This is a genomic window from Collinsella aerofaciens, from assembly GCF_025289055.1.
In the GTDB taxonomy this organism is placed as follows: Bacteria; Actinomycetota; Coriobacteriia; order Coriobacteriales; family Coriobacteriaceae; genus Collinsella.
In genome coordinates, this window is record NZ_JAESIQ010000011.1 from 25,205 (window position 1) to 47,621 (window position 22,417).

Annotated in this window: 18 protein-coding genes; 4 read left to right on the forward strand and 14 right to left on the reverse strand. The window is 60.7% G+C overall.

Translation table 11 applies throughout. The annotated features are described in order from the left end of the window. Together hisD and hisG are read right to left on the reverse strand one after the other, a co-directional pair. On the reverse strand, nucleotides 1-1,434 hold the full coding sequence (gene hisD / locus JMJ97_RS04605) for a histidinol dehydrogenase (protein ID WP_260699327.1): 1,434 nt from the start codon (nucleotides 1,432-1,434) through the stop codon (nucleotides 1-3). A 105-nt stretch (nucleotides 1,435-1,539) separates the two neighbouring features. After that, nucleotides 1,540-3,255, reverse strand: a complete 1,716-nt coding sequence (gene hisG / locus JMJ97_RS04610) for an ATP phosphoribosyltransferase (protein WP_260699328.1) — start codon at nucleotides 3,253-3,255, stop codon at nucleotides 1,540-1,542. 395 nt (nucleotides 3,256-3,650) lie between these two features. On the opposite strand from hisG, the gene JMJ97_RS04615 reads away from it, so the two are divergent. After that, nucleotides 3,651-5,777, forward strand: coding sequence for an efflux RND transporter permease subunit (locus JMJ97_RS04615; protein WP_260699329.1), 2,127 nt, complete (start codon nucleotides 3,651-3,653; stop codon nucleotides 5,775-5,777). A gap of 32 nt (nucleotides 5,778-5,809) precedes the next feature. Beyond that, complete coding sequence (locus tag JMJ97_RS04620; protein WP_148332609.1) at nucleotides 5,810-8,239, forward strand: YhgE/Pip domain-containing protein; 2,430 nt, start codon at nucleotides 5,810-5,812, stop codon at nucleotides 8,237-8,239. Between the two features lie 439 nt (nucleotides 8,240-8,678). Here JMJ97_RS04620 and JMJ97_RS04625 read toward each other — a convergent pair whose 3' ends face one another. From JMJ97_RS04625 to JMJ97_RS04675, 11 genes are all read right to left on the reverse strand, one after another. After that, a complete protein-coding gene (locus JMJ97_RS04625) occupies nucleotides 8,679-9,740 on the reverse strand; it encodes an SIS domain-containing protein (RefSeq protein ID WP_161144580.1) in 1,062 nt (353 codons plus the stop codon). 267 nt (nucleotides 9,741-10,007) lie between these two features. Next, a complete protein-coding gene (locus tag JMJ97_RS04630; RefSeq protein WP_006235884.1) occupies nucleotides 10,008-10,853 on the reverse strand; it encodes a sugar phosphate isomerase/epimerase family protein in 846 nt (281 codons plus the stop codon). A gap of 111 nt (nucleotides 10,854-10,964) precedes the next feature. Further along, a complete protein-coding gene (locus JMJ97_RS04635) occupies nucleotides 10,965-11,798 on the reverse strand; it encodes a PTS system mannose/fructose/sorbose family transporter subunit IID (RefSeq protein ID WP_260699330.1) in 834 nt (277 codons plus the stop codon). Further along, a complete protein-coding gene (locus tag JMJ97_RS04640; protein WP_006235882.1) occupies nucleotides 11,779-12,552 on the reverse strand; it encodes a PTS mannose/fructose/sorbose/N-acetylgalactosamine transporter subunit IIC in 774 nt (257 codons plus the stop codon). The genes JMJ97_RS04635 and JMJ97_RS04640 overlap by 20 nt, the downstream gene beginning before the upstream one ends. A 294-nt stretch (nucleotides 12,553-12,846) precedes the next feature. Continuing rightward, entirely contained in the window at nucleotides 12,847-13,329 is a 483-nt protein-coding gene (locus JMJ97_RS04645; RefSeq protein ID WP_195624849.1) for a PTS sugar transporter subunit IIB, read from the reverse strand. A gap of 57 nt (nucleotides 13,330-13,386) precedes the next feature. Beyond that, complete coding sequence (locus JMJ97_RS04650; protein ID WP_006235880.1) at nucleotides 13,387-13,806, reverse strand: PTS sugar transporter subunit IIA; 420 nt, start codon at nucleotides 13,804-13,806, stop codon at nucleotides 13,387-13,389. A gap of 21 nt (nucleotides 13,807-13,827) precedes the next feature. Next, nucleotides 13,828-14,889 carry an SIS domain-containing protein gene (locus JMJ97_RS04655; RefSeq protein ID WP_161144580.1) on the reverse strand — a complete coding sequence of 354 codons (1,062 nt, stop codon included), beginning with the start codon at nucleotides 14,887-14,889 and terminating at the stop codon, nucleotides 13,828-13,830. Between the two features lie 275 nt (nucleotides 14,890-15,164). Then, nucleotides 15,165-15,878, reverse strand: coding sequence for a GntR family transcriptional regulator (locus JMJ97_RS04660; RefSeq protein ID WP_260699331.1), 714 nt, complete (start codon nucleotides 15,876-15,878; stop codon nucleotides 15,165-15,167). Beyond that, nucleotides 15,863-16,630 carry a GntR family transcriptional regulator gene (locus tag JMJ97_RS04665; RefSeq protein ID WP_260699332.1) on the reverse strand — a complete coding sequence of 256 codons (768 nt, stop codon included), beginning with the start codon at nucleotides 16,628-16,630 and terminating at the stop codon, nucleotides 15,863-15,865. The genes JMJ97_RS04660 and JMJ97_RS04665 overlap by 16 nt, the downstream gene beginning before the upstream one ends. A gap of 35 nt (nucleotides 16,631-16,665) precedes the next feature. Further along, nucleotides 16,666-17,157 carry a hypothetical protein gene (locus tag JMJ97_RS04670; RefSeq protein WP_260699333.1) on the reverse strand — a complete coding sequence of 164 codons (492 nt, stop codon included), beginning with the start codon at nucleotides 17,155-17,157 and terminating at the stop codon, nucleotides 16,666-16,668. Between the two features lie 248 nt (nucleotides 17,158-17,405). Further along, nucleotides 17,406-18,434: a LacI family DNA-binding transcriptional regulator gene (locus JMJ97_RS04675; RefSeq protein ID WP_195544796.1), complete on the reverse strand. Its 1,029-nt coding sequence runs from the start codon at nucleotides 18,432-18,434 to the stop codon at nucleotides 17,406-17,408. Nucleotides 18,435-18,617: 183 nt separating this feature from the next. Between JMJ97_RS04675 and murB the strand changes: the two genes are divergently transcribed. Then, nucleotides 18,618-19,580 carry a UDP-N-acetylmuramate dehydrogenase gene (murB, locus tag JMJ97_RS04680; protein ID WP_260699334.1) on the forward strand — a complete coding sequence of 321 codons (963 nt, stop codon included), beginning with the start codon at nucleotides 18,618-18,620 and terminating at the stop codon, nucleotides 19,578-19,580. A gap of 228 nt (nucleotides 19,581-19,808) precedes the next feature. Here the strand turns inward: murB and JMJ97_RS04685 are convergent, their stop codons facing one another. Next, entirely contained in the window at nucleotides 19,809-21,014 is a 1,206-nt protein-coding gene (locus tag JMJ97_RS04685; protein ID WP_260699335.1) for a coiled-coil domain-containing protein, read from the reverse strand. 266 nt (nucleotides 21,015-21,280) lie between these two features. Between JMJ97_RS04685 and galE the strand changes: the two genes are divergently transcribed. Next, nucleotides 21,281-22,342, forward strand: coding sequence for a UDP-glucose 4-epimerase GalE (gene galE / locus JMJ97_RS04690; RefSeq protein ID WP_260699336.1), 1,062 nt, complete (start codon nucleotides 21,281-21,283; stop codon nucleotides 22,340-22,342). The last annotated feature ends 75 nt before the right edge of the window (nucleotides 22,343-22,417 follow it).

Genomic DNA, 22,417 nt, shown 5'->3' on the forward strand with positions numbered 1-22,417 from the left:
TTAGGCCTCCTCGACGACCGCGCCAGCGGCACCGCCCGCCGCCGCCAGGTCCACACCCTCGACAACCGTCGCCACGGCGTCGCCCGGCCAGGCGACCTTGGTTAGGTCGGCCGCAGCCAGCGACGCGGCGTTCACGGCATCCTCGCCCCGCTCCAACACGCGGCGGCGCAGTGCGGCAGAAAGCGCGTGCGCCCACAGGCCCTCGGCCTCGGCCAGGCGCTGCGTAGCGGGAGCGTCGGAGAGCAGGCCCTCGGGCGTATAGCAAATGACACTCGAGCGCTTAACAAACTCTTCGACCGAAAGCGGGTTGGAGAACATGGCCGTGCCGCCGGTCGGCAGCGTGTGATTGGGGCCGGCAACATAATCGCCGAGCGGCTCGGAGCTCCAAGCGCCCACAAAGATGGCACCGGCGTTGCGGATACCGCCAAGCAGGCCCATCGCATCCTTGCAGTGCAGCTCCAGGTGCTCGGGCGCCACGGTGTTCACCGCCTCGACGGCAGCGGCCATGTCGGCGGCGACCACGATGGTGCCCTCGTTATCGAGCGAGGCACGCGTGATCTCGGCACGCGGGGACTGCGCTACCAGAATGTCGATACCCGCCTCGACCTCGCGCGCAAACTGCTCGTCGCAGGTCACCAGATAGCAGGCTGCCAGCGGATCGTGCTCGGCCTGGGCCATCAGGTCGGCCGCGACCACCATAGGCTTGGCCGTGGCATCGGCCAGCACACAGACCTCGGAGGGACCGGCAACCATGTCGATACCCACGTCACCCGAGACAATCTGCTTGGCCGCGGCAACAAAGGCGTTGCCCGGACCGGTGATTTTGTCGACGCGCGGAATGGTCTCGGTACCGTACGCCAGCGCGGCCACGGCCTGAGCGCCGCCCACCATATAGATCTCGTCCACGCCGCCGAGCTTTGCCGCGGCGAGCGTATAGGGGCTAATCAGGCCGTCCTTTTGCGGCGGCGTCACCATGACCACGCGCTTAACGCCGGCAACCTTGGCGGGAATGGCGTTCATGAGCACGGTGGAAGGATACTGCGCGCGGCCGCCCGGCACGTAGATGCCGGCCGCAGCAAGCGGGGTCACCTTAACGCCGAGCATCGTGCCGTCCGGGCGCGTGGTAAACCAGCTCTGCTCGACCTCACGCTGGTGGAACTCGCGAATCTGGCGTGCGGCCTTCTCGAGCGCGGCAACAAAGGCAGGATCAAGGCCTTCGAGCGCAGCATCGATCTGCTCCTGCGGTAGGCGAAAACTCTGCAGCTCAACACCGTCAAAACGCTGGCAGTAATCGCGCACCGCGGCATCGCCGTTGGCGCGCACGTTGGCCACGATATCGCGGGCGGCGTCGACGATGTTTTGCGGCAGCACGCCCTTGCGGTTGAGCTGGTTGGTAACGAGGCGCTCACCGGGAGCAAGCTTGATGGTCTTCATTTCGGTATCCCCTATCGGTCGAGGTTGCGTTTGAAAAACGAGAGGCCGGGCGGCGGCGCCAATCGGCACGCAGCCCGGACGTTGGGGCGCCCGTGCGTGCTCGCGCTATTGTGCCGAGCCCGCAACGGGCTCAAAATGCTTGCCCTTCACGGCTGCCGCCAAGCGATCTGCCAGATTGCGTACGCGCGGATCCAGACGTGCGGCGCCCGGATTGACAAAGAAGCGGGCCGTGCAGTCCATGATGCGGCCGGTGATGACCAGGTCGTTATCGCGCAGCGTGGCGCCCGTGGCGGTAATATCCACGATGCGATCGGTCATGCCGACGATGGGGCCCAGCTCGATGTTGCCGTGCAGTGAGACGATATCGGCGTTCACGCCGCGCTCGGCATACCAGGCACTCGCGATGCGCGGATACTTGGTGGCCACGCGAAGCGACCCGCGGCGGGCATAGTTGCGCTCGGCCTGACCGGCGCGCCATGCGGGCTCCGCCTCGATAAAGGTGCACAGGCCATAGCCCAGGTCGACCAGCTGCAGCAGGTTGAGGTCTGCCTCGATGAGCGAGTCCCAGCCACAGATGCCGCAATCGGCACCACCACAGCCCACAAAAGCGGGCGCGTCGCTGGGACGCACGATGACAAACTCGATATCGCCGACCGTGCCCTCGCCGGCACGCGTGTCGCGACCGCGCACAATCAGGTGACGGCCGGGGTCGCGCAGCTCAGAGACGTCCAGGCCCGCGGCCTCGAGCACGTCGAGCGTGTCGGCCTTAAGCGAGCCCTTGGGCACGGCGATACGCAGCGGCCCCTCGGCGCCACGGCCCACGGCGTGGTCGCCATCGGAAGCGGCGTCCTCGGCCGAGGTGTGCGCGGCCTCCAGGCGCTCGAGCGAAAAGGCGAAGCCCGCCGCCGGCACCTCGATACCGTCGCCAAATGCGCCGGTAAAGATGGAGTCGTAGCGTCCGCCCGAACCGACCGGATCGGGCAAGCCGCCGGCATAGGCCTTAAAGACCAGGCCCGTGTAGTAATCGAAAGAGTTCATGATGGAGAAGTCGAAGGACAGCACCTGGGCGTCTTCGGGAGCCAGACCATCGACTAGGGCACGCAGTTCGCGCGTCAGCGGCGCGACGATACCGGCGGCCTCCAGCAGCGCGTCCACGCGGTCAAGTACCTCGGCACCGCCGTGCAGGCGCGGCAGCTCGCTAATGGCGGCCTTGACGGCATCGGACTCGACGCTTGCCGCCACGCGGGCATCGAGGCCCACAAAGTCGTTGGCATGCACGCAGCGCAGGGCCTCGGCAGCCAGCTCACCATCCTCGCACACCGCGAGCAATTCCTTAAAAGGACGCACACTGCCTGCGATAATGCGCGCATCGGGAAGTGCCAGCTCGCGTACGGCCTCGGCAACGAGCGAGACAATCTCGACATCGCCCGCGGTATCTCCCGCGCCGATGAGCTCAAAGCCCAACTGCGTAAACTGACGCGAGCCACCGGCATTGCGCTGACACTCGCGAACCACCGGCGCCTCGTAGCGAAGGCGCAGGGGCAGGTCGGCCGCGCGCATGCGGGTCGAGACCAAACGCACGATCGGCAACGTATTGTCGGGACGAACCACCAACAAGCGGCCGTCATCGTCAAAAAGCTTAAACGGCGTGTCCGCGATACGGCCGCCCTCCTCGAGCGAGCCCTTGTCCTCGAGCAGCGGCGTCTCAACCGGCAGATAATGATGCTCCCTAAAGCAGCCCTTCACCGTCAGCGCAATCTCCTCGCGCGCCTGAGCCTCCTCGGGCAATATGTCCCGGAATCCCCACGGTGTGGCCGTCATCTGGTGAGCCTCCTCATGCTGTGTTGCATACAGAACAAACGACCGGCATAGCTCCGCCGGTCTTTTGGGTACTTTAGCATACTAGAGTGCTTGCGGGGAAAATCCTTGTCCGCAGCTCACACCGTATTCATTTGGAAACATAGGGGCAGACGCTCAGCTAAATCTGACGATTATCTAGGCCAACCAGAAACCATATCCCGTTTTTCGTCTAAAAACTGGGATGCAGTTTCCGCTGAGGACCTTTTCCGAACTGCTTCTGCAGCGGCTGTTTTGGCTCCGGGACCGCGTCAATCGCATATCTTTATGGCGCCTTTATCCTACACATGTTGTATAACTACCAAATGTGGAATATAACAAAGAGCAAAACATAGGCTGAGCGTTATGGAGGATTGAGGTTGAAAGAGAAGCTATTTCGATGGGTCGTGAAGCACCGCAAACCCATCATCGCGTTCTATGCGGTGGCAGCACTGGTATGCCTGTTCCTGCGCCAGTTTGTAGGCGTTAACTACGACATTACGAGCTATCTGCCCGACGAAGCGGCGTCGACCGTCGCTCTGAATACCATGGGTGATGAGTTTGAGGGTGACATTCCCAACTGTCGCGTTATGGTGCCCAATGTCTCGATCGCTCAGGCGCTCAAATACAAGGACAAAATCAAAAAGGTCGACGGCGTCGAGGAGGTCCTATGGCTTGACGACGCGGCAGATATCGATCAGCCGCTTGCCACGCAAGACAAAGACACCGTTGAGACCTATTACAAAAAGAACAACGCCCTGTTTACGGTGACGGTTAATTCCGAAAAGGAGATCGAGGCAACCGACGCTATTCGAGATATCGTGGGCGACGAGGGCGCCATTACGGGCTCGGCCATGTCTAACGCGCTCGCCACCACATCGACCGAGCAGCAGATCAGCATTATCACGGTCGCTGTCATAGCGATTATCTTCGTGATTCTGGTCATCACGACTACCAGCTGGGCCGAACCCATCCTGGTGCTGCTGGGCCTGGGCGTCTCGGTGTTTATCAACTGGGGCACCAACCTCATCTTTGGCGAGATTAGCTTTGTCACCAACTCTGCGGGCTCCATTTTGCAGGTTGCCATCGCGCTGGACTTCTCGGTCTTTTTGCTGCACCGCTTTAACGAGGAGCGTGGCCGCCACGGCAGCGTTGCCGAAGACATGGTGCAGTCGTGCTGCCTGTCCTCGGTCGCCGTGTTTTCGAGCGGTTGCACGGTCTGCATCGGCTTTATCGCGCTTGCCGCCATGCAGTTTAAGATCGGCCCCGACCTTGGTCTTGCCCTTGCAAAGGGTATCGCCATCAGCCTGGTATCGGTCTTTACCTTTGTTCCTTCGATGTTCGTTCAGTTCGATGGCTTTGTGCAAAAATCGCAGCACAGGCCCTTTGTCCCGCCGCTGGGTAAGTTCGCCCGTCTGGTGCTCAAGGTCTGTATCCCCGCTGCCGTCGTGATCCTCGCCGTGGTTTACCCTGCGCGTGTGGCATCGACCTCCAGCGATATCACGTACTACTACGGCACTTCGCACATTTTTGGTTCGGATACGCGGCTTGGTCAGGATATGGACAAGGTCAAGGAGGTCTTTGGCAACTCCGATACCTACGTTGTGCTCGTTCCCCGTGGAGAGGTGAGCGAGGAGCAGGCACTCTCCAATGAGCTCAAGGCGCTCCCCGAGGTCAAGTCCATCCAGAGCTATGTTGACGTTGCGAGTCCCTATATCCCCACGGGCATGGCCGAAAAGGACACGCTCGATCTGGTGGAGGGAGAGCACTACAGCCGTTTGGTGCTCACGGTTACCGCGCCCTACGAGGGTCCGAGTACATTTAAGCTGGTCAAGAAGATTCGTTGTATCGCGGACAAACATTATCCGGGTAAGGCAATGCTCGCCGGCGAGGGCGTGAGCACCACCGACCTTAAGGACACCATCACCGTCGATAAGGGCAAGGTCGACCTCATCGCCGTCGTGGCCGTGTTCGCGGTCTTGCTGCTGGCCACCAAGTCGCTGAGCCTGCCGATCATCTTGGTGCTCGTGATTGAGACCTCGATCTGGATCAACTTTGCTGCACCGCTCTACACCGGTATGCACGAGTTCTTCCTCGCCTACTTAATTGTGAGCTCCATCCAGCTGGGCGTTGCCGTCGACTACGGCATCCTGATTGCTGACCGCTATCGTGAGGACCGCGTGACCATGCATAAGCGCGAAGCGCTACTCGAGACCATGGAAGCTTGCACGATTCCTGTTTTGACCTCTGGATCGGTTCTGCTGATCAGTGGCTTCCTGATCCATGCGATCTCGAGCCACGGCGTGCTCAAGCAGATCGGCTGGTTCCTGGGCGTCGGCGTGAGCATCTCCCTAGTCGCCGTACTCTTTGCGCTGCCGGGTTTCCTGTATGTGCTCGATGGCCTCATCGGCAAGACCACGCTCAAAGCTCATTTTTTGCCCAAGGATGCCCAGGATCCGGTTTCGGATACCACCGAGGCATCGGCTGCGGACGGCTCCGCTCAGTAACGTTTTACAAAGCAGTTGGAAGGAATACCGCAATGCATACCCATACCACTGATACCGCTTCGAAAGAGCTCAAAGCCCAACGCGATCTTGTACGTCGTCCCCATAAGCGCATCGCTGCGCTCGCTCTTGCCGCCGGTCTGACCGTGGCCCTTACCGTTCCCGGTGCCGTTGTGTTCGCCGACGGCGTAGGGTCGACGAGCGCTGCCTCGGCTACGAGTGAACAGATGGCGACGGACTCCGATAACAGCACGCCGGGATATAAGAAAAACCAGGTCGTATACGTCAAAACCGATGCCGACGGCAATCGCACGGGTGTTTACGTGGTCAATAGCTTCGAGGCCAATAAGGGCGTCAAGATCGACGATGCCGGCACCTATAACAAAGTGACCAACCTATCGACGACTCAAAAACTAACGGACGACAGCGGGTCGGTTGCCGTTACGGGCCAGGGAGTGCAGGACTTTGTCTACCAGGGCGATCTGGACAAGAACACTCAGATGCCGTGGAACGTCACCGTGGCATACCAGCTCGATGGCCGCGATATCGACGCCAAGGATTTGGCGGGCAAGAGCGGCAAGCTCACCATGAAGCTCAAGGTCGAAAAGAATGACGACTATACCGGTGGCGATTATGCCGATAACTACCTGGTTCAGATTACCGGTCAGCTTAAGGATGCCGAGGCACACGATATTGAGGCTGAGGGCGCCACGGTTGCTGCCAACGGCTCCAACACGCAGCTTACCTACATGGTGATTCCCGGCAGCACCGGAGACTACACCATTACGACCGATGTTGAGGATTTTGAGTTTGATGGCTGGCAGATTGTCGGCGTGCCGCTGAATCTTGCCATCGATGTGGACTCGAGCAGCATGGATACGAGCCAGCTCGTGGAGCTCTCCAACGGTATTGCTACGGCCAATAGCGGTGCTGGCCAGGTTGCCGACGGTGTCAAGACGCTCGCGGCCTCGCTTGCCACGGCCAATACCGGTGCCGGCACGCTGTCCAGTGGCGCCGCTGCGCTCGCGGCGGGTACGAGTCAGCTCAACGCGCAGGTCCCCACGCTGGTCGAAGGCGTGAGCAACCTTAATGCCGGTGCCGAGGGGGTTAATGCCGGTGCCGTGCAGCTTAAGGGCGGTGCGTCCGATCTTTCGGCGGGCCTTTCCAAGCTGCAGGGGAGCGCACAGCAGATCTCGGGCGGCATAAGTGGAATTGCCGCTGGGTCCGATACGTACGTCGACGCGCTGACGCTGGGCAAGCAGGCTCAGGAGGCAAACCTTGCCAAGGCGCAGGCTGCGGCCAAGGCGGCCCAGGACGCCGTGACCGCTACGTCGGGCAACGCCTACAGCGCGCTGTACGGGCCGCAGGGTCTTACGGCGGCGCTCAGCGGCGAGGGGCAGTACCTTGCCGGTGCACAGCAGGCGCTCGGCGGGGCAAAGCAGGCCGCAAGCGCCATGGGCAACGATGCGGCAAAGGCTAACGCCGAGAGCGCAAAGGCTGGCGCCGAGAGCACCGTTGCATCTATTGCCGCTGCCAAGGCGGCGGTCGCCGATGCTCAGGACGCGCTGGATAACGCGGCCGATCTCGACTCCGCCAAGGCTGCGGCAGCCAAGCTAAGCGAGGCTACGGCACAGCTGGATGCCGCCACCGCAAGTGCCGGCAGTGCTGCTACCAGCGCGGGTGCCGCCGCCACGGCGGCATCGAGCGCCGATGCGACGGGTCTTACCGCGCTTCTCGATTCTGCATCCAATGCCGTTGCGGGCGCGCAGGGTCTTAACACGCAGGTGTCGCAGGGCCTTAAGGGTGCCGAGTCCATGTTTGGCACGCTTACCGATCAGGTTACGACTTTGGCCCAGGCGGCCGGCGCCCAGGGCGGCGCCCAGGGTGCCGTCACCGCGCTCGATAGCGCCATTCAGGGCTACACCACTGTCCAGGATGGCCAACAGCTGAGCCTGGCCGGAGCCATCGCCTATATGAACAGCGCGATCAACCCGGCAAACCCCACGGCCGTGAACCCCGGTCTTGTCGCCGGTGTTGGCTCTGCAGCAACGGGCGCGGGTCAGCTGAGCGATGGCGCCGCGGCTCTTGCCGCGGGCACCGACCAGCTTGCTGCGGGCACACAGCAGCTCAACGGTGCCACGCCCGCGCTTGCCAACGGCGCATCACAGCTCAACAACGGTGCGGCGCAGCTCAAGACAGGTGCTGCTAGCCTTGCTAGCGGCATGAATCTTCTCTCCTCGGGTGCAGGTACGCTTGCCAGCGGCGCATCCGAGCTCGGCAACGGCATGCAGGAGCTTACCGACCGAACGAGCAATCTCGATACTCAGGTCATCGACACCGTTAAGGACAAGATCGAGGAAATGCTCAACCCCGGCTTTACGCCGACGGACTTTGTCAACGGCGAGCAGGGCGGACATATAAATCGCGTGCAGTTTATCTATATGACGGGCGCGATCAGCAAGTAGGCAGCCGCGCCCTTGTGGCGATTGGCATCGATAGCAAGTTATGAGGGGAGGGGCCGTCGGGCATTGTCTCGGCAGCCCCTCTTTGCTGTCAGCGGCCACTTCGCGTCTTTGCAGAAGCTGTACCGCAAGATTTGTGTTTGGAAGGAGACGCGCTTTCTGCAAGGGGCGGAGCGCGGAAAGCATGTCCCGGATTTGATGCTCGGAACGGGATGAGCTTTCCGGATCGGACCCCAAGCGGAAAGCGCGTCCCGTTTCGGGGCTTCAGAATGGGACGCATCCGGAAACCGCATCCCACTCTGAGCCGAAATTCCGGGATGAGATTTCCGCCGAGGACACCCTGCGCCGACGGCAACGCAAAAAGGGCGCCCGCGCGAATGCGGACGCCCTTGTGTAGGGTCGAGATATCAACCAGCCAAGATATCGGCCCTGCGGCCAGCTCTTAGTAGTCGAACTGGTGGTAGTAGCGGCGGTACTTGAGGTTGTGCTTGGTGACCAGCTCGTAGTTGCGCGAGAGGCGGTCGGTGGTCAGCACGGACAGGATCCACGGCGACACGATGACGCGGAAGTCGTCGTCCAGGCCCGGGATCGCGTACTCGGCGGTGTCGATGATGACGTAGTCCTCGTCGCCGGTCACGCCGCTGGTAAGGAAGGCGCGGACGCGCTCGTCGAGGGCGCGGCACTCGTCCTCTCCCATGAACAGGAACACCGGGACGCCGGGCTCGAGCAGCTCGAGCGTGCCGTGGAAGAAGTCGTGCGAGGTGATGTGGCGGATGCGCTTCCACTGCATCTCCTCGAGCAGGCACATGGAGTACAGGATGGTCTCGCCCCACAGCGCGCCCGAGCCGATGAACATGGTGTAGTCGGCCAGCGCGTACTTCCTGGCGAGCTCCTCGGCGCGCGGCTCGAAGCGCTTGCGGATGTCGAGCATGTCCTTCCAGACGTCCTTCGTCTGCTCGATGAACAGGTCGAACTTGGGGAAGCAGCCGCGGCGGTTGAGCAGGCGCAGGCCGAAGCAGTCGGCGAGGTAGTAGCCCTTCTCGCAGCCGCCGGCGCCGTGGTCGGAGGCCATCATGACGCAGTTCTCGGCGCCCACGGCCTGCCCGATCTTGCCCTCGGGGTTGGTCATGGCGAAGACGCGCACGCCCATCTCCCTCATCTTGCCGACGGCCTCGAGCACCTCGGGGGTGGTGCCGGACTCGGAGGCGGTCAGCACGACGGACCTGTCGGTCATGCGCTTGTGGCCCATGACGTTCCACTCGGCGGCGTGGATCAGGTAGACCTCGAGGTCGCGGTCGCCGAACTTGTTCATGAGGTACTCGAGCTGCATGAACTCGTCCCAGGTGCCGCCGACGCCCATCAGGAAGACGGCGTCGTAGCCCTCCTCGTGCACGCGGTCGGCCAGGGCGGTCATCTTCTTGCCGGCCTCGTAGACGTTCCTGCCGTCCTCGAGGTAGCCCTCCTGGTCGAAGTGCATGATCTCGATCTTCTCGGTCTCCTTCATGTGTGTCCTCCCATCACATGTGCGCAATTCTATACATCGCGCTTCTTGCTGATACCAATTATAGCCATACGATTGCTTGTTATTTAATACCAATCCAAACTCACGGAGATTTGCGGCGAACGGTCGGTTTCCTCGCCCGAGTGGTATTACAACGCCAATAGTTGTCTATTTCGAGCGCTACTGCCAACGGGTTCCCCACAACTCGCCAGCTATAAAAGCGTTGCGCCAGACCCGCCCAAGCGTTTCCGGCGCAACCGCGCAGTTTAGTTATTCGGCTTCCATCTCCGCTGTCACACGGCGATACATCTCGATAACCTGAGTCGTCGCCTTGGACGGATCCTGATAGTAGCGGCCATCACACGTCTCGGCCGAGACATAGCCCGTATAGCCGTGGCGCATGAGTGCCTCGAGGTCGGCACGCATATCACGCTCGCCGTCGCCCCAGGCAAGATGCGTCGTGCCGCCGCCCACATCTACAAAGTGGGTGTGAACGATCTTGTCGCCCAAAACCTCAAAGTAGCCGTCGATCGTGTCGCCGGCAACTTCCATGGCGCCAAAGTCGATACAGGCCTTCAGGTTGGGACGATCGACCGCCTCGAGGATGCGCGCGACATCCTGTGCGGTGTTGACCAACACGGACTCCGACGGCTGCAGGGCCTCGAGCGCGACGCGAATACCGCGCGTATCGGCGTAGGCGCACACCGAGCGCAGCATGGCAACGCTGCGGGCCCAGGCGTCCTCAGCCGGCTCGTCCAGATAGGCCCAACCACTCGTCACCAGAATCTGCGGCACGCCCAACTCAACGGCAACGTCGATCACATTCTTAAAGTACGAGAGGATGCGTTTTTGGCCCGCCTCACCGCGCACCGCGACGTTCCACGGCTTGGGGTTGTTCTGCTCGGGGCACACGCACACGATCTTGATACCGTATTGGGCGGCAAGATCGCGAATCTTATCCACCGAATCGTGCTCATGGCAATCCACATACAGGTGCATCGAGCCGGTCCACAGCTCGATATTGCGATAGCCGGCCTCACCTGCAGCCTTAAAAAACGTCTCGATGCTGTAGTAACGATGGTTGATGTTCATGAGCGAAAGCTCGGGTACGACCATAGCCCTCCCCTTTCGTACGGAGTTTTAAAAAACAGGGGGCCGCCGCAGATGCGACAAGCCCCCAAAGATCGACGCAACCGTTAGACGCGATGGAAGCGCGATTCGAACATATTAGGCAAGCACGCCAAAGTAAGCGCTGATGATGCCCACGACCATGGTGCAGAGGATCAGGACCATCGGGTTGATCTTCTTGGAGAGCAGCCAGTAGTAGAGCCAGAAGGCGGCCATACCGAGCATACCGGGCATGATGCCGTCCAGGATGTCCTGGAGAGTCTGGGCGGAGTCGCCCTGACCAATGGCGATGGGCAACGAAGCCCAGAACATGTCCTTGCTCATGGCGCCGACGACCATGACGCCGACAATGCCGACGCAGGCCATGATCTTTTGCATCAGGCCGGTCTTCTGAGCCTCGTCGAGGAAGCCAATGCCTAGCTCATAACCCTTGATAGCGCCAAAGATACGAATCAGGAACGCCGGGATGTTGTAGACGAGCAGGAAGGCGATGGGGCCAAAGACGTTGCCGGCCTGGCACAGGCTGATGCCCACGGCGGCGGCGACGACGCGCAGGGTGGACAGGAAGAAGGAGTCACCCAGGCCGGAAAGCGGACCCATGAGGGCGGCCTTGATGTCGTTGACGCTCTCGGGCTCAACCTCGCCACGAGCGACCTTTTCTTCCATGGCCATCGCGATGCCACCCACGAAGGGAGCGAGCTGCGGGGTGATGTTGAAGAATGCGCTGTGACGGTGCAAGGCCTCGGCGTAATCATCGGGACGGCCGGCATAGATCTTCTTGAGCATGTTGGCGACCATCAGGCAGAAGGCAATGTTCATCTGCTTGTAGTAGGTCCAGGAGAATTCCATGCCCAGGGCGCCGGTGTTCACGGCGCTCTTAATGAGGTCGGAGCGAGTAATCTGGTTCTCGGAATTAGAAGTCATCGTCCTCATCCCCTTCCACAGAAAGCTGGGACTGGGCGCCACCAAGGCCCAGCAGGTCGTACTTGTCGATGCCGATGATGATTGCGATCAGGGCGACGCCGAGGACGGGCACGTTGGCATAGGAGCACAGCAGGAAGCCCAGGAAGTAGAACGGCACGAGCTGCTTGGTAAGCACCAGACGGCCGAGCATGGCGAAGCCCATGGCAGGCAGGATGTTGGCTGCGACGCCAAAGCCATCGAGGACGAACGTCGGGATGAAGTCGAGCAGGCCCTGAACGGCGTCGGCACCCAGATAGAAGGAGACCGAGCACAGGATAAAGGCCAGGACGACAATCACGAGACCGATAATCCAGTGCATAGCGTAGATACCCTTGAGGTTACCCTTGCTGGCAAAGACGTCGGCACGGTCGACCAGAAGGGGCATACCGGCGTTGACGACGTTCTTAATGGCCAGGCACAGAGTGGCGATGGGCATCGCGAGCGCGATAGCGGCCTCGGTGCTCTGACCCAGCTGAATAGCGAAGGCGCAGGCGAGCACACCGCCAATACACTCATCGGGCGGCACGTAAGCGCCGATGGAGATTGAACCCATGAAGAGCAGCTCGAGGCTCGCACCGATGGCGAGGCCGGACTGCAGGTCCCCGAGGACTATGCCGACGAGCGGGCACAGAACGATCGGGCGGAACGCATAGAGCGTACCGAGCTGATAATCGAGCTTACCGAAGGCAGCGATAAGTCCGATGAGGATCGCTTGAACAAGCATTGTTCCTCCCTTTGATCCCTCTTGGATCCGCGCGGCGATTCCCGACTTGTCAGCGCGCCCTTTTCCATGCCGACAATCGCCTAGACAGATCCAGCTTGTACCGGTGTGCTGTTAACACCTAAACCGGTGCAAATGATTTGATACCAATTATATAGTCATGAGAAAACTATTTAATACCAATCGCTCAACGGGCGTGTACTCCCGGTGAACGGTAGATGGGGGTAACGGGTAAAGCGTTTATCCGGTACGCCCACGAATAGGGGCGGCGCCGTGCGCGCCGCCCGTGGTTCTCAATTAGAGGGCGCTTAGGGCATCGACCTTGGGGTCGTCGGCCAGAGCGCGAATCTCGACCTCGACACCGCGGCCGACGAGCTCACGAATGTCCTCTTCCTCGGCAGCAGTCACAAAGATCTGGCGGGAGATCTTACGGGCATCGGGACGCCGCTCGTCCTTGGACTTGGTGTTGCCCAGGTTGATGGAGGTGATCTGCGGGCAGCCGTCGACAAGCTGCTTGGCCTCGGCGATGCTGGCGACGCAGATGATCATCTTGTACTTATCGGTAACACCGGAGTTGATGGCCTCGATGGCGTGCTCCATGTCCTTGATGACGAGCTTGACGTTGGCCGGCTTTCCCATCTTGAGCGTAGTCTTCCAGACGGGATCGTTGGCAACCTTGTCGCCAACGCAGAAGATGCAGTCAGAGCCCAAGCCCTGGACCCAAGAGACGGCCACCTGGCCATGAAGCAGACGATGGTCGACGCGAAGCAGTTGAATCATGATTGACCCCCAAAGGTCTCATGCCGGAAACCCGGCCCCATTAATAGCAGGCGGTGACTAGAACTCTTCCTCGTCATCCGCATCGGTCAGCAGGTCGTTGACAAACTTGACGCGCGTGTCGTCAGCCGCGAGGATCTCGCGGATAACCTGATCGGCGGGAGCCTCCTGGTCCGAAAAGAGCAGCTGGATCAGCAGCGGCAGATTCATGTTGGCAACCAGGTAGGTGTTGGGGCGCGTCTGGACGATCTTGGTGAACTCGTTGTTGACGCTGCCGCCAAACAGGTCGGTGCACACGATTACGTCGTCGGCGGGGTCGAAGGTCGCCAGGAGCTTGGCGGCCTCCTCGGCGACGTCGGTGCGGCCGTCGACAAACATCGACAGGTCGTGGACGTTATCGCGCGCGCCCGAGAGCAGCTCGGTGCTCTCCTTGATGCCGGTCGCAAAATGCGCGTGGCTGGCGAAGATGTATTGCCTCATTGCGGTTTCCCCCAAATGAAATTAGTAGTCGAACTGGTGGTAGTAGCGGCGGTACTTGAGGTTGTGCTTGGTGACCAGCTCGTAGTTGCGCGAGAGGCGGTCGGTGGTCAGCACGGACAGGATCCACGGCGACACGATGACGCGGAAGTCGTCGTCCAGGCCCGGGATCGCGTACTCGGCGGTGTCGATGATGACGTAGTCCTCGTCGCCGGTCACGCCGCTGGTAAGGAAGGCGCGGACGCGCTCGTCGAGGGCGCGGCACTCGTCCTCTCCCATGAACAGGAACACCGGGACGCCGGGCTCGAGCAGCTCGAGCGTGCCGTGGAAGAAGTCGTGCGAGGTGATGTGGCGGATGCGCTTCCACTGCATCTCCTCGAGCAGGCACATGGAGTACAGGATGGTCTCGCCCCATAGCGCGCCCGAGCCGATGAACATGGTGTAGTCGGCCAGCGCGTACTTCCTGGCGAGCTCCTCGGCGCGCGGCTCGAAGCGCTTGCGGATGTCGAGCATGTCCTTCCAGACGTCCTTCGTCTGCTCGATGAACAGGTCGAACTTGGGGAAGCAGCCGCGGCGGTTGAGCAGGCGCAGGCCGAAGCAGTCGGCGAGGTAGTAGCCCTTCTCGCAGCCGCCGGCGCCGTGGTCGGAGGCCATCATGACGCAGTTCTCGGCGCCCACGGCCTGCCCGATCTTGCCCTCGGGGTTGGTCATGGCGAAGACGCGCACGCCCATCTCCCTCATCTTGCCGACGGCCTCGAGCACCTCGGGGGTGGTGCCGGACTCGGAGGCGGTCAGCACGACGGACCTGTCGGTCATGCGCTTGTGGCCCATGACGTTCCACTCGGCGGCGTGGATCAGGTAGACCTCGAGGTCGCGGTCGCCGAACTTGTTCATGAGGTACTCGAGCTGCATGAACTCGTCCCAGGTGCCGCCGACGCCCATCAGGAAGACGGCGTCGTAGCCCTCCTCGTGCACGCGGTCGGCCAGGGCGGTCATCTTCTTGCCGGCCTCGTAGACGTTCCTGCCGTCCTCGAGGTAGCCCTCCTGGTCGAAGTGCATGATCTCGATCTTCTCGGTCTCCTTCATTCCCGCTCCTTTCACGAGCAGTTTGAATTGTCGCACGGAATGAACGGGCTTGCCGCCCCGTCGCACCGCTTAACCTTGTGGACATCTTGGCCCCAAGCTCAACAATTCAAAGGTTCTTAATACCAGTGAACGATTACAGGTTAGCCGTTTTTAATACCGATTTTATGATTTCATCCTCCCCTCTCGGTAGACGGTCAGTTTTTGCCGCTCATCGGTCAAGCGACATATATCCGTAAAAACGAGCGCCCCCGCCATGCGCAGGGACGCTCTAGACGCTAATAGTTGTAGGTATATCCGCCGGCGTCGCCGCGGGTAGAAGACTTGGCATGCTCGATTGCCTGCCCACTCGAGTCATAGGTCAGGCCTTCCAGCACGAGCGCCAGATCGCCCGGCTCAAGATTGAGCAAACTCGCATCGCGTGCGCCCAGCGCCTCGATATCGAGTTTCTCTACCGACTGATCTGGCTTGCGTCCCAACATATCGTAGGTCTCGAACAGGCTGAAGACCGAAATGTCCACGTCTTCGATGCCCGGAAACAGCAGGCACGGAATCAGTGTCATCTCGATCGATACGGGCTCACCATCGATGCAGTTGAGGCGGCGCACCGAGTAAAGCAGATCGTCCTCGGCGATGCCAAACAAGTCGGCATAATACGGGCCGGCGTAGCGTTTGGAGCGCGCCAGGATGCGCACCGACGGCGTCGCGCCCGATGCCAGAACCGACTGGCGGAAGCCGCCCTTGCGTTCGTGCTCGTCAAACCACTTGTGTCCCACAAAGGCGCCTTTGCCCTGCACGCGACGAATCTGGCCACTTTTGACCAGCTCGTCCATGGCGCTTCGGATTGTCAGGCGTGTCGTGCCAAACTCCTCGGCCAGCTCGTTTTCGGACGGAATCATCGAGCCCGTCGGGTAGTCGCCGCGCTCGATTCGCTCCGCAATGCAGCGGCGAATTTGTTTGTAAACCGGCAAGTCTTCTACTGCATCAGCCATTCGACACCTACCTTCGTCGCAACGCCGTCTGCCTCGCCGTTATCGGCAAAACGATACTTGGTCGGCAGAATCACGGACTTGCAATACTCGACAAAGCCATCGTTCTCGTCACGCTCGTGCGAAGCCTTGTAAAACACCGGCGTGCCCTCCTGAGCACCCAGCAACTTGGCCTCGTCGGCGTTCAGACGGCTGATGGAAATATGCTCCTTGCCGTGCGCCACATGGACATTCCCCTCTTTGAGCAAAACGTCGTAGAGGCTTTCCTGCTCAAAATCGTGATCGGGAAGCGAGGGGCACAAAGACAGATTGACGTGAGCCGTCTCAATCGACGCCGGGGAACCATTAACCACGCGCACGCGCCGAATGCAGAAGAGCGGCATGCCCAGGTCGATCTGGGCTTTTTGGGCCAGATCGATATCGGCGTACACGACCTTGGACCAAACCAGGTGTGCGGTCGACTTTGAGCCAACCCTCTCCACCGCCTGCGTATAGTTCCATGTTTCCTGAAAGATATTCAGCGGTTTGGGAGGACACACATAGGTGCCCGAACCGCGGCGGCTTTCCAAAGTTCCGCACGAAATAAGACGCGTGATCGCAGCGCGCAACGCCGTGCGCGACACGCCCAGCTCTTCACAGAGCACACGCTCGGCGGGCAGCCGGTCACCACCCTGCAGGTCATAATGTTTGATATACCAAAGAATGCCCTCAAAGGCGCGATCTTTGGGCGGAATCGCATATGGTTCACTCGACATGGGCAAGGCTCCTCAACCGCTTGATGCTGCGGGCATCATTGCTCCGGACGCCCCATGGCGTCGAAGGCTTCTTTGATCTGCTCCGCAACGTTCCGATACGATCGATATAGGCCGGAGTCTCGCTTGACTTCGCCCGCGGTCACCGGAATCTCAAGCTTCGAAATCTCATCCTCGCCGGTTTGCACGGCAACGATGACACCCATACCAAGGCACATATTACGCTTGGCAGCGTTGTTTTTGGTAGCCTGAGCTGGATTAATCAAAATCTGCTGAGCTAGTTCGCGCTTGCTAACCTCCGGCACATCCTCGGGATTTCCGGTCTCGACAATCTCGCACTGCAGCACGTCCGCATAGTCAAAAATCTTAGGCTCTGCACCACGCTGATGCACGGCCCACTTGCGGCGCGTGGCATCCTGGTAGATAGCCGGCAAAAATGTAAACCGCGGCGGGTCCAAAATCGTATCCGTGATGGTAAACACATCGGGATCAAAGGCATCCTGCGGGTTTTTCTTCTTGAACAGCCCCATATCAGCCTCCCGTACTAGCGTTAAACAACTCAAGCTGAATATAGCACCAATTTCAAGCCGCTGCCTTACCCTATCGGTGCGCGGCGTCTATGGCTCGCCCAGCGGAAGAGTTAACGGACGAGGGCCGGGCTGCCTGCCTTGTTTTGAGAAGTGGGCTCCGCGAACTTCTCAAAACAAGGCAGGCAGCCCGGCCCCGCCGGCAAATAGTGGACACTCCGCATGCAATCTATGCAACCAAACAAGTACGCTTAGCTACATTCGGTAAGCTCGAGCACGCTGCCCTTAACGATAAGCGCCGGCTCCAGGACGACCTCTTCGGCACGTCTGCCGCCCCTACCGGCAAGACGCTTGGACATGCAGCCAAAAGCATGCTCCGCAAGGACACCAGGATCCTGCTCAATCGCGGTCAGCGCCGGCTCAAAGAGAACGTCGGCCGCCGAGTTGTCATAGCTCACCACCGAGATATCGCCCGGGATGCTCTTCCCCATCTCGTGCAAGCGCTTGAGCAGACCGAGGGCGATGTTATCCGAACTTGCGAACACAGCGGTGGCATCAGTTGCGAGCACCGCCTCCGAGGCCTCATAGGCACTCGGAATGTAGTACTCGCTCTCAAACTCCAAACGTGCGTCGATAGGCAGGCCAACCTCGCGCAGCGCGCGCTCATAGCCGGCAAGTCGCTTACGCCCCGTATTGGAACGGCGCGCGTTAACCAAGCAGGCAATGCGACGGTGGCCCTGCTCGATCAGATAGCGAGTGGCCATGTAGCCACCCATCTCGTGGTCGAACATCACCTTGTCGCACTCGAGCCCCTCAATGGCACGGTCGACCATCACGGCAGGGATAGGCAGATGGCTGACTTCTTCGCGCAGGGCGCGGTCGTCGGAGAACTCGTCGCCTACGACCAGGAAGACGCCATCAACGCCGCGCGTCACCAGCTGGCGCAGCAGCTCCAGATCGTCATCGGCGCTTCCGCCCGAGCTGGTAATGAAGAGCGCATAGCCGTCCTCGCGGCAGCGCTTTTCCAGGCTACCGGCGAGCGAGGCAAAAAAGCGGCTCTCGATGTTAGGGACGATAAGGCCCAGGGTGCGCGACTCGCGCATGACCAGGCTGCGCGCGATCTGGTTGGGAACATAGTGGCTGCGCGCCGCGACCTCTTTGATGAGCTTGCGGTTTTCTTCCGAGATGCGACAGGGCCGATTATTGAGCACAAGCGAGACCGACGAGGGGGAAAGCCCCACCTCCTGGGCGATCTGCTTGAGGGTGACTTTGTTGGCCATCTCGCTCCTTCCGGGTTTACGCGCAATCTCTTGAAAGTATAGCGACTACCCCTCTACCTCGGTGATAAACACTTTACCAATCCGGTAGACGGCTGTTTTATCGCCGCCAGCGCACCAAATCCGTCCGGGTGGGGTATATTGCAATCGATTGATGACGACGACCACCAAAAGGCGGACATTCGTATGCACGAAAACGATTTTTTTAACGAGGACCTGCTCTGCGCGCTCGCCGGTGTCGCCGGCGAGGACAACGTGCTGATGAGCGAGCCCATGCGCGAGCACACCACGTTTAAAATCGGCGGCCCGGCCGACGTCTTTGTCACGCCCGATACCGAGCAGGGCCTCGTCGCCACGCTCGATACCTGCTATCGCTGCGATCTGCCCCTCACCATCGTGGGCAACGGCTCCGACTTGCTCGTCGGTGACAAGGGCATCCGCGGCGTCGTCGTGGCGCTTGGCGAGGGCCTCTCCGACATTACGGTCAACGGCACACACGTCACGGCAGCAGCCGGCGCCTTGCTTTCCGATGTCGCCGCGGCGGCAGCCGAGGCCGGTCTCACCGGCATGGAGCCCATCTCGGGTATCCCCGGATCGGTCGGCGGCGCCTGCTACATGAACGCCGGCGCCTATGGCGCCTGCATGGCCGATGTGCTGGAGTCCGTGCGCGTCTACAAACCCGCTCGCCAGCTCGACGACGGCACCCGCGGCAGCGGCAATATCATTGAGTTCGATGTCGATGAGCTCAACCTGGGCTATCGCAAGAGCCGCATTGCCGACGACGGCTTCATCGTGCTTTCGGCCACCTTCAATCTCGCTCCGGGCAACGCCGCGATGATCAAGGCCGACATGGACGACTACCGCCAGCGCCGCGAGGACAAGCAGCCGCTCGACATGCCGAGTGCCGGCTCCACTTTCAAGCGCCCCGAGGGTTACTTTGCCGGCAAACTCATCATGGATGCCGGCCTGCGAGGACACGCCGTTGGCGGCGCGCAGGTGAGCGAGAAGCACTGCGGCTTCATCGTCAACGCCGACCACGCCACCGCCGCCGATGTCGACGAACTCATCCGCCACATCCAGGCAACCGTCAAAGACCAATTCAACGTAGACCTAGAACCCGAAGTCCACCGAGTCGGCGAATTCCTTTAACAAAGAAGGCCCCGAAAGGGGCCTTCACCATATTTATTCAGATAACCCAGTCCGGTGTGTCGCGCCCCGAACCCGGAAGGTCCGGGACCGCGGGCGAGGCATAAGGTTGGTCGCGAGTTCCGCACGCAAAGAAGGCCACTTAATGTGGCCTTCGTCTTGCGCAGGACTGTAGAGCAGGCAACCTTATGCCTCGCCCGCGGTCCCGGACCAACTTACTTCAAACCGCAGCTACGACAGCGCAATACCGCCAAGCCAGCCCCAGCGCACGCCAGAGCCAGTGCCGTAGAACCCAATGAACGAGTCAAGCGACTTAGACGTAATGGCACCCTCGTTGCTCATAACGATACCGCCGCCAACGTAGATACCCACATGACCGTAGATAAGACCCGGAGCACCCGTGCCGCTATGCGATGAGTCGGCCACGATCATGCCCACCTGCAGCGCCGAGCGGTCGGAGCTATAGCACCAGGCGTTAAACATGTCGCACGCATTGCCTCCAAAGTAGCCAACGCCGGCGTTACGGAAGACATTGGTGACCCACGCCGCGCACCAGTTCTGGCCCGGCGAAGGCGTGGAGTAGCACGCGTTGACGACGGCCTGTTGCTTGCCCGAGCCGGCATTCTGCTGCGGAGTTCCGGGCGCATACGATCCGCCACCCGAGCTCGAACCACCCGAGTAGGAATTGTTCTTGTTCGCGGCGGCCGCGGCAGCGGCGGCCTTCCTAGCGGCCTCCTCGGCCTGGGCGGCAGCGAGAATCTCGGAATCACGCTGAGCCATGAGCTCCTTGACATCGTCAGAGAGGCCGTTCAGAACCGTCTGGACTTCCTGCTGCTTGGCCTGCATGTCCTGCATCTGGGCAGTCTGCTGGTCCTTGAGCTTCTCTAAGTCGGCCTTCTGCGACTCGAGCTCGGTCTTTTGCGCATCGAGCTCTTCCTGGATGGTCTGAATGTCCTCGATGGCGTCGCGGTCGCTCTTGTTGATCTTCTCAACGTAATGCGCGTTGGCGACGAGTTCCTCAAACGAGCCAGAGGCCAGCAGCAGCGACAGGATGTTCGTGCCGCCGGACTTGTAGCTGGCGGCCACGCGATCGGAAAGGTCGTTGCGCTTCTTCTTGAGCTCGGCCTTCTTTTCATCGATCTGGGCCTGCGTGTCGTCAATCTTGCCCTGGACATTCTCGATGTCGTTGAGGGTCTGGGCATTCTTGTTGGCCAGCGCCGCATACTCATTTGCGATGCTGTCGAGCTGGGCCTGAACCTCGTCGAGCTGGGCCTGGGCGGCATTCAGTTTATCGGTTGTTTCTTTGGAAGCCTCCGCCGCATGGGCGCGAGCGGGCAGGCCAAAAAGAACTGCCGCAGAAGCGGCGCCGAACAGGGCCTTGAGGGCAGTGCGGCGCGAGAGCTCCTGGGAAAGGATGGAATCGCTGTTTGGTGACATATGTACTCCGTTACATGTTTATTTATATGTCGCTCAACTCATACATATTAGCGTACATATGGCGCGTCCCAACGATTTCCACGAACGGCAGGAAACTACAAGGTCAGCGGCTCGTAAGCAAATGCCAAAGATCAGGTTATGCGTACGCAAGCTCTTCTATGAGTACGTTAGCACAATCCTCTGCTTTTCCCACAGCGCACGATTTGGGCGTCCCTGCCTGCGCTATACTCCCCTGAAGAAGTGTTCCTGATTCGATAGGAGACTACATGTCCAAAGCACTCGACCCCAAAGACACCTGCGTCCTCGTTACCGGTGGCGCCGGCTTTATCGGCTCGCACACCGTCGTTCAGCTTCTCGAAGGTGGCTACCAGGTCGTCATCGTCGATGATCTCTCCAACTCCAGCTCCGTCGCCGTCGACCGCGTCAAGACCATCGTGGGCGACGAGGCCGCCAAGAACCTCACCTTCTACGAGGCCAACGTGCTCGACCGCGACGCGATGAACAAGATCTTCGATACCCATCAGATCGACCGCGTCATCCACTTTGCCGGCTTTAAGGCCGTCGGCGAGTCGGTGAGCAAGCCCGTCGAGTACTACCACAACAACATCGAGAACACCCTGGTGCTCATCGACGTCATGCGCAACCATGGCTGCAAGTCCATCATCTTCTCGAGCTCCTCGACCGTCTACGGCGACCCGGACAACCCGCCCGTCACCGAGGAGGATCCTAAGAAGCCCGCGACCAACCCCTATGGTTGGACCAAGTGGATGATCGAGCAGATCCTTATGGACGTCCACACCGCCGACCCCGAGTGGGACGTCGTGCTACTCCGTTATTTCAATCCCATCGGCGCCCATCCGTCGGGCCTGATCGGCGAGGATCCCAAGGGCATCCCCAACAACCTGGTGCCCTATGTCGCCCAGGTCGCCGTGGGCAAGCTCGAGGCCGTTCAGGTCTTTGGCAACGACTACCCCACCCCCGACGGCACCGGCGTGCGCGATTACATCCACGTGTGCGATCTGGCATCTGGTCACGTGGCCGCCCTCAACTGGATGAACGGCAAGACCGGCGTCGAGATCTTTAACTTGGGCACCGGCACCGGCACCTCGGTACTCGAGGTCGTCGCCGCCTTCTCCAAGGCTTGTGGCAAGGAGCTGCCCTACGTGATCCGCGAGCGCCGCGCCGGCGACATCGCTGCCAACTGGTGCGATGCCTCCAAGGCCGAGCGCATGATGGGCTGGAAGGCCCAGTACGACATCGCGGACATGTGCCGCGATAGCTGGAACTGGCAGAGCCACAACCCCAACGGCTTCGCCGACGCCGAGTAGCAAAACCTACATACCGCTCTTGCCCCGATCTCACGTTGTGAGGTCGGGGCTTTTTCATGGCATGTAACCATTCGC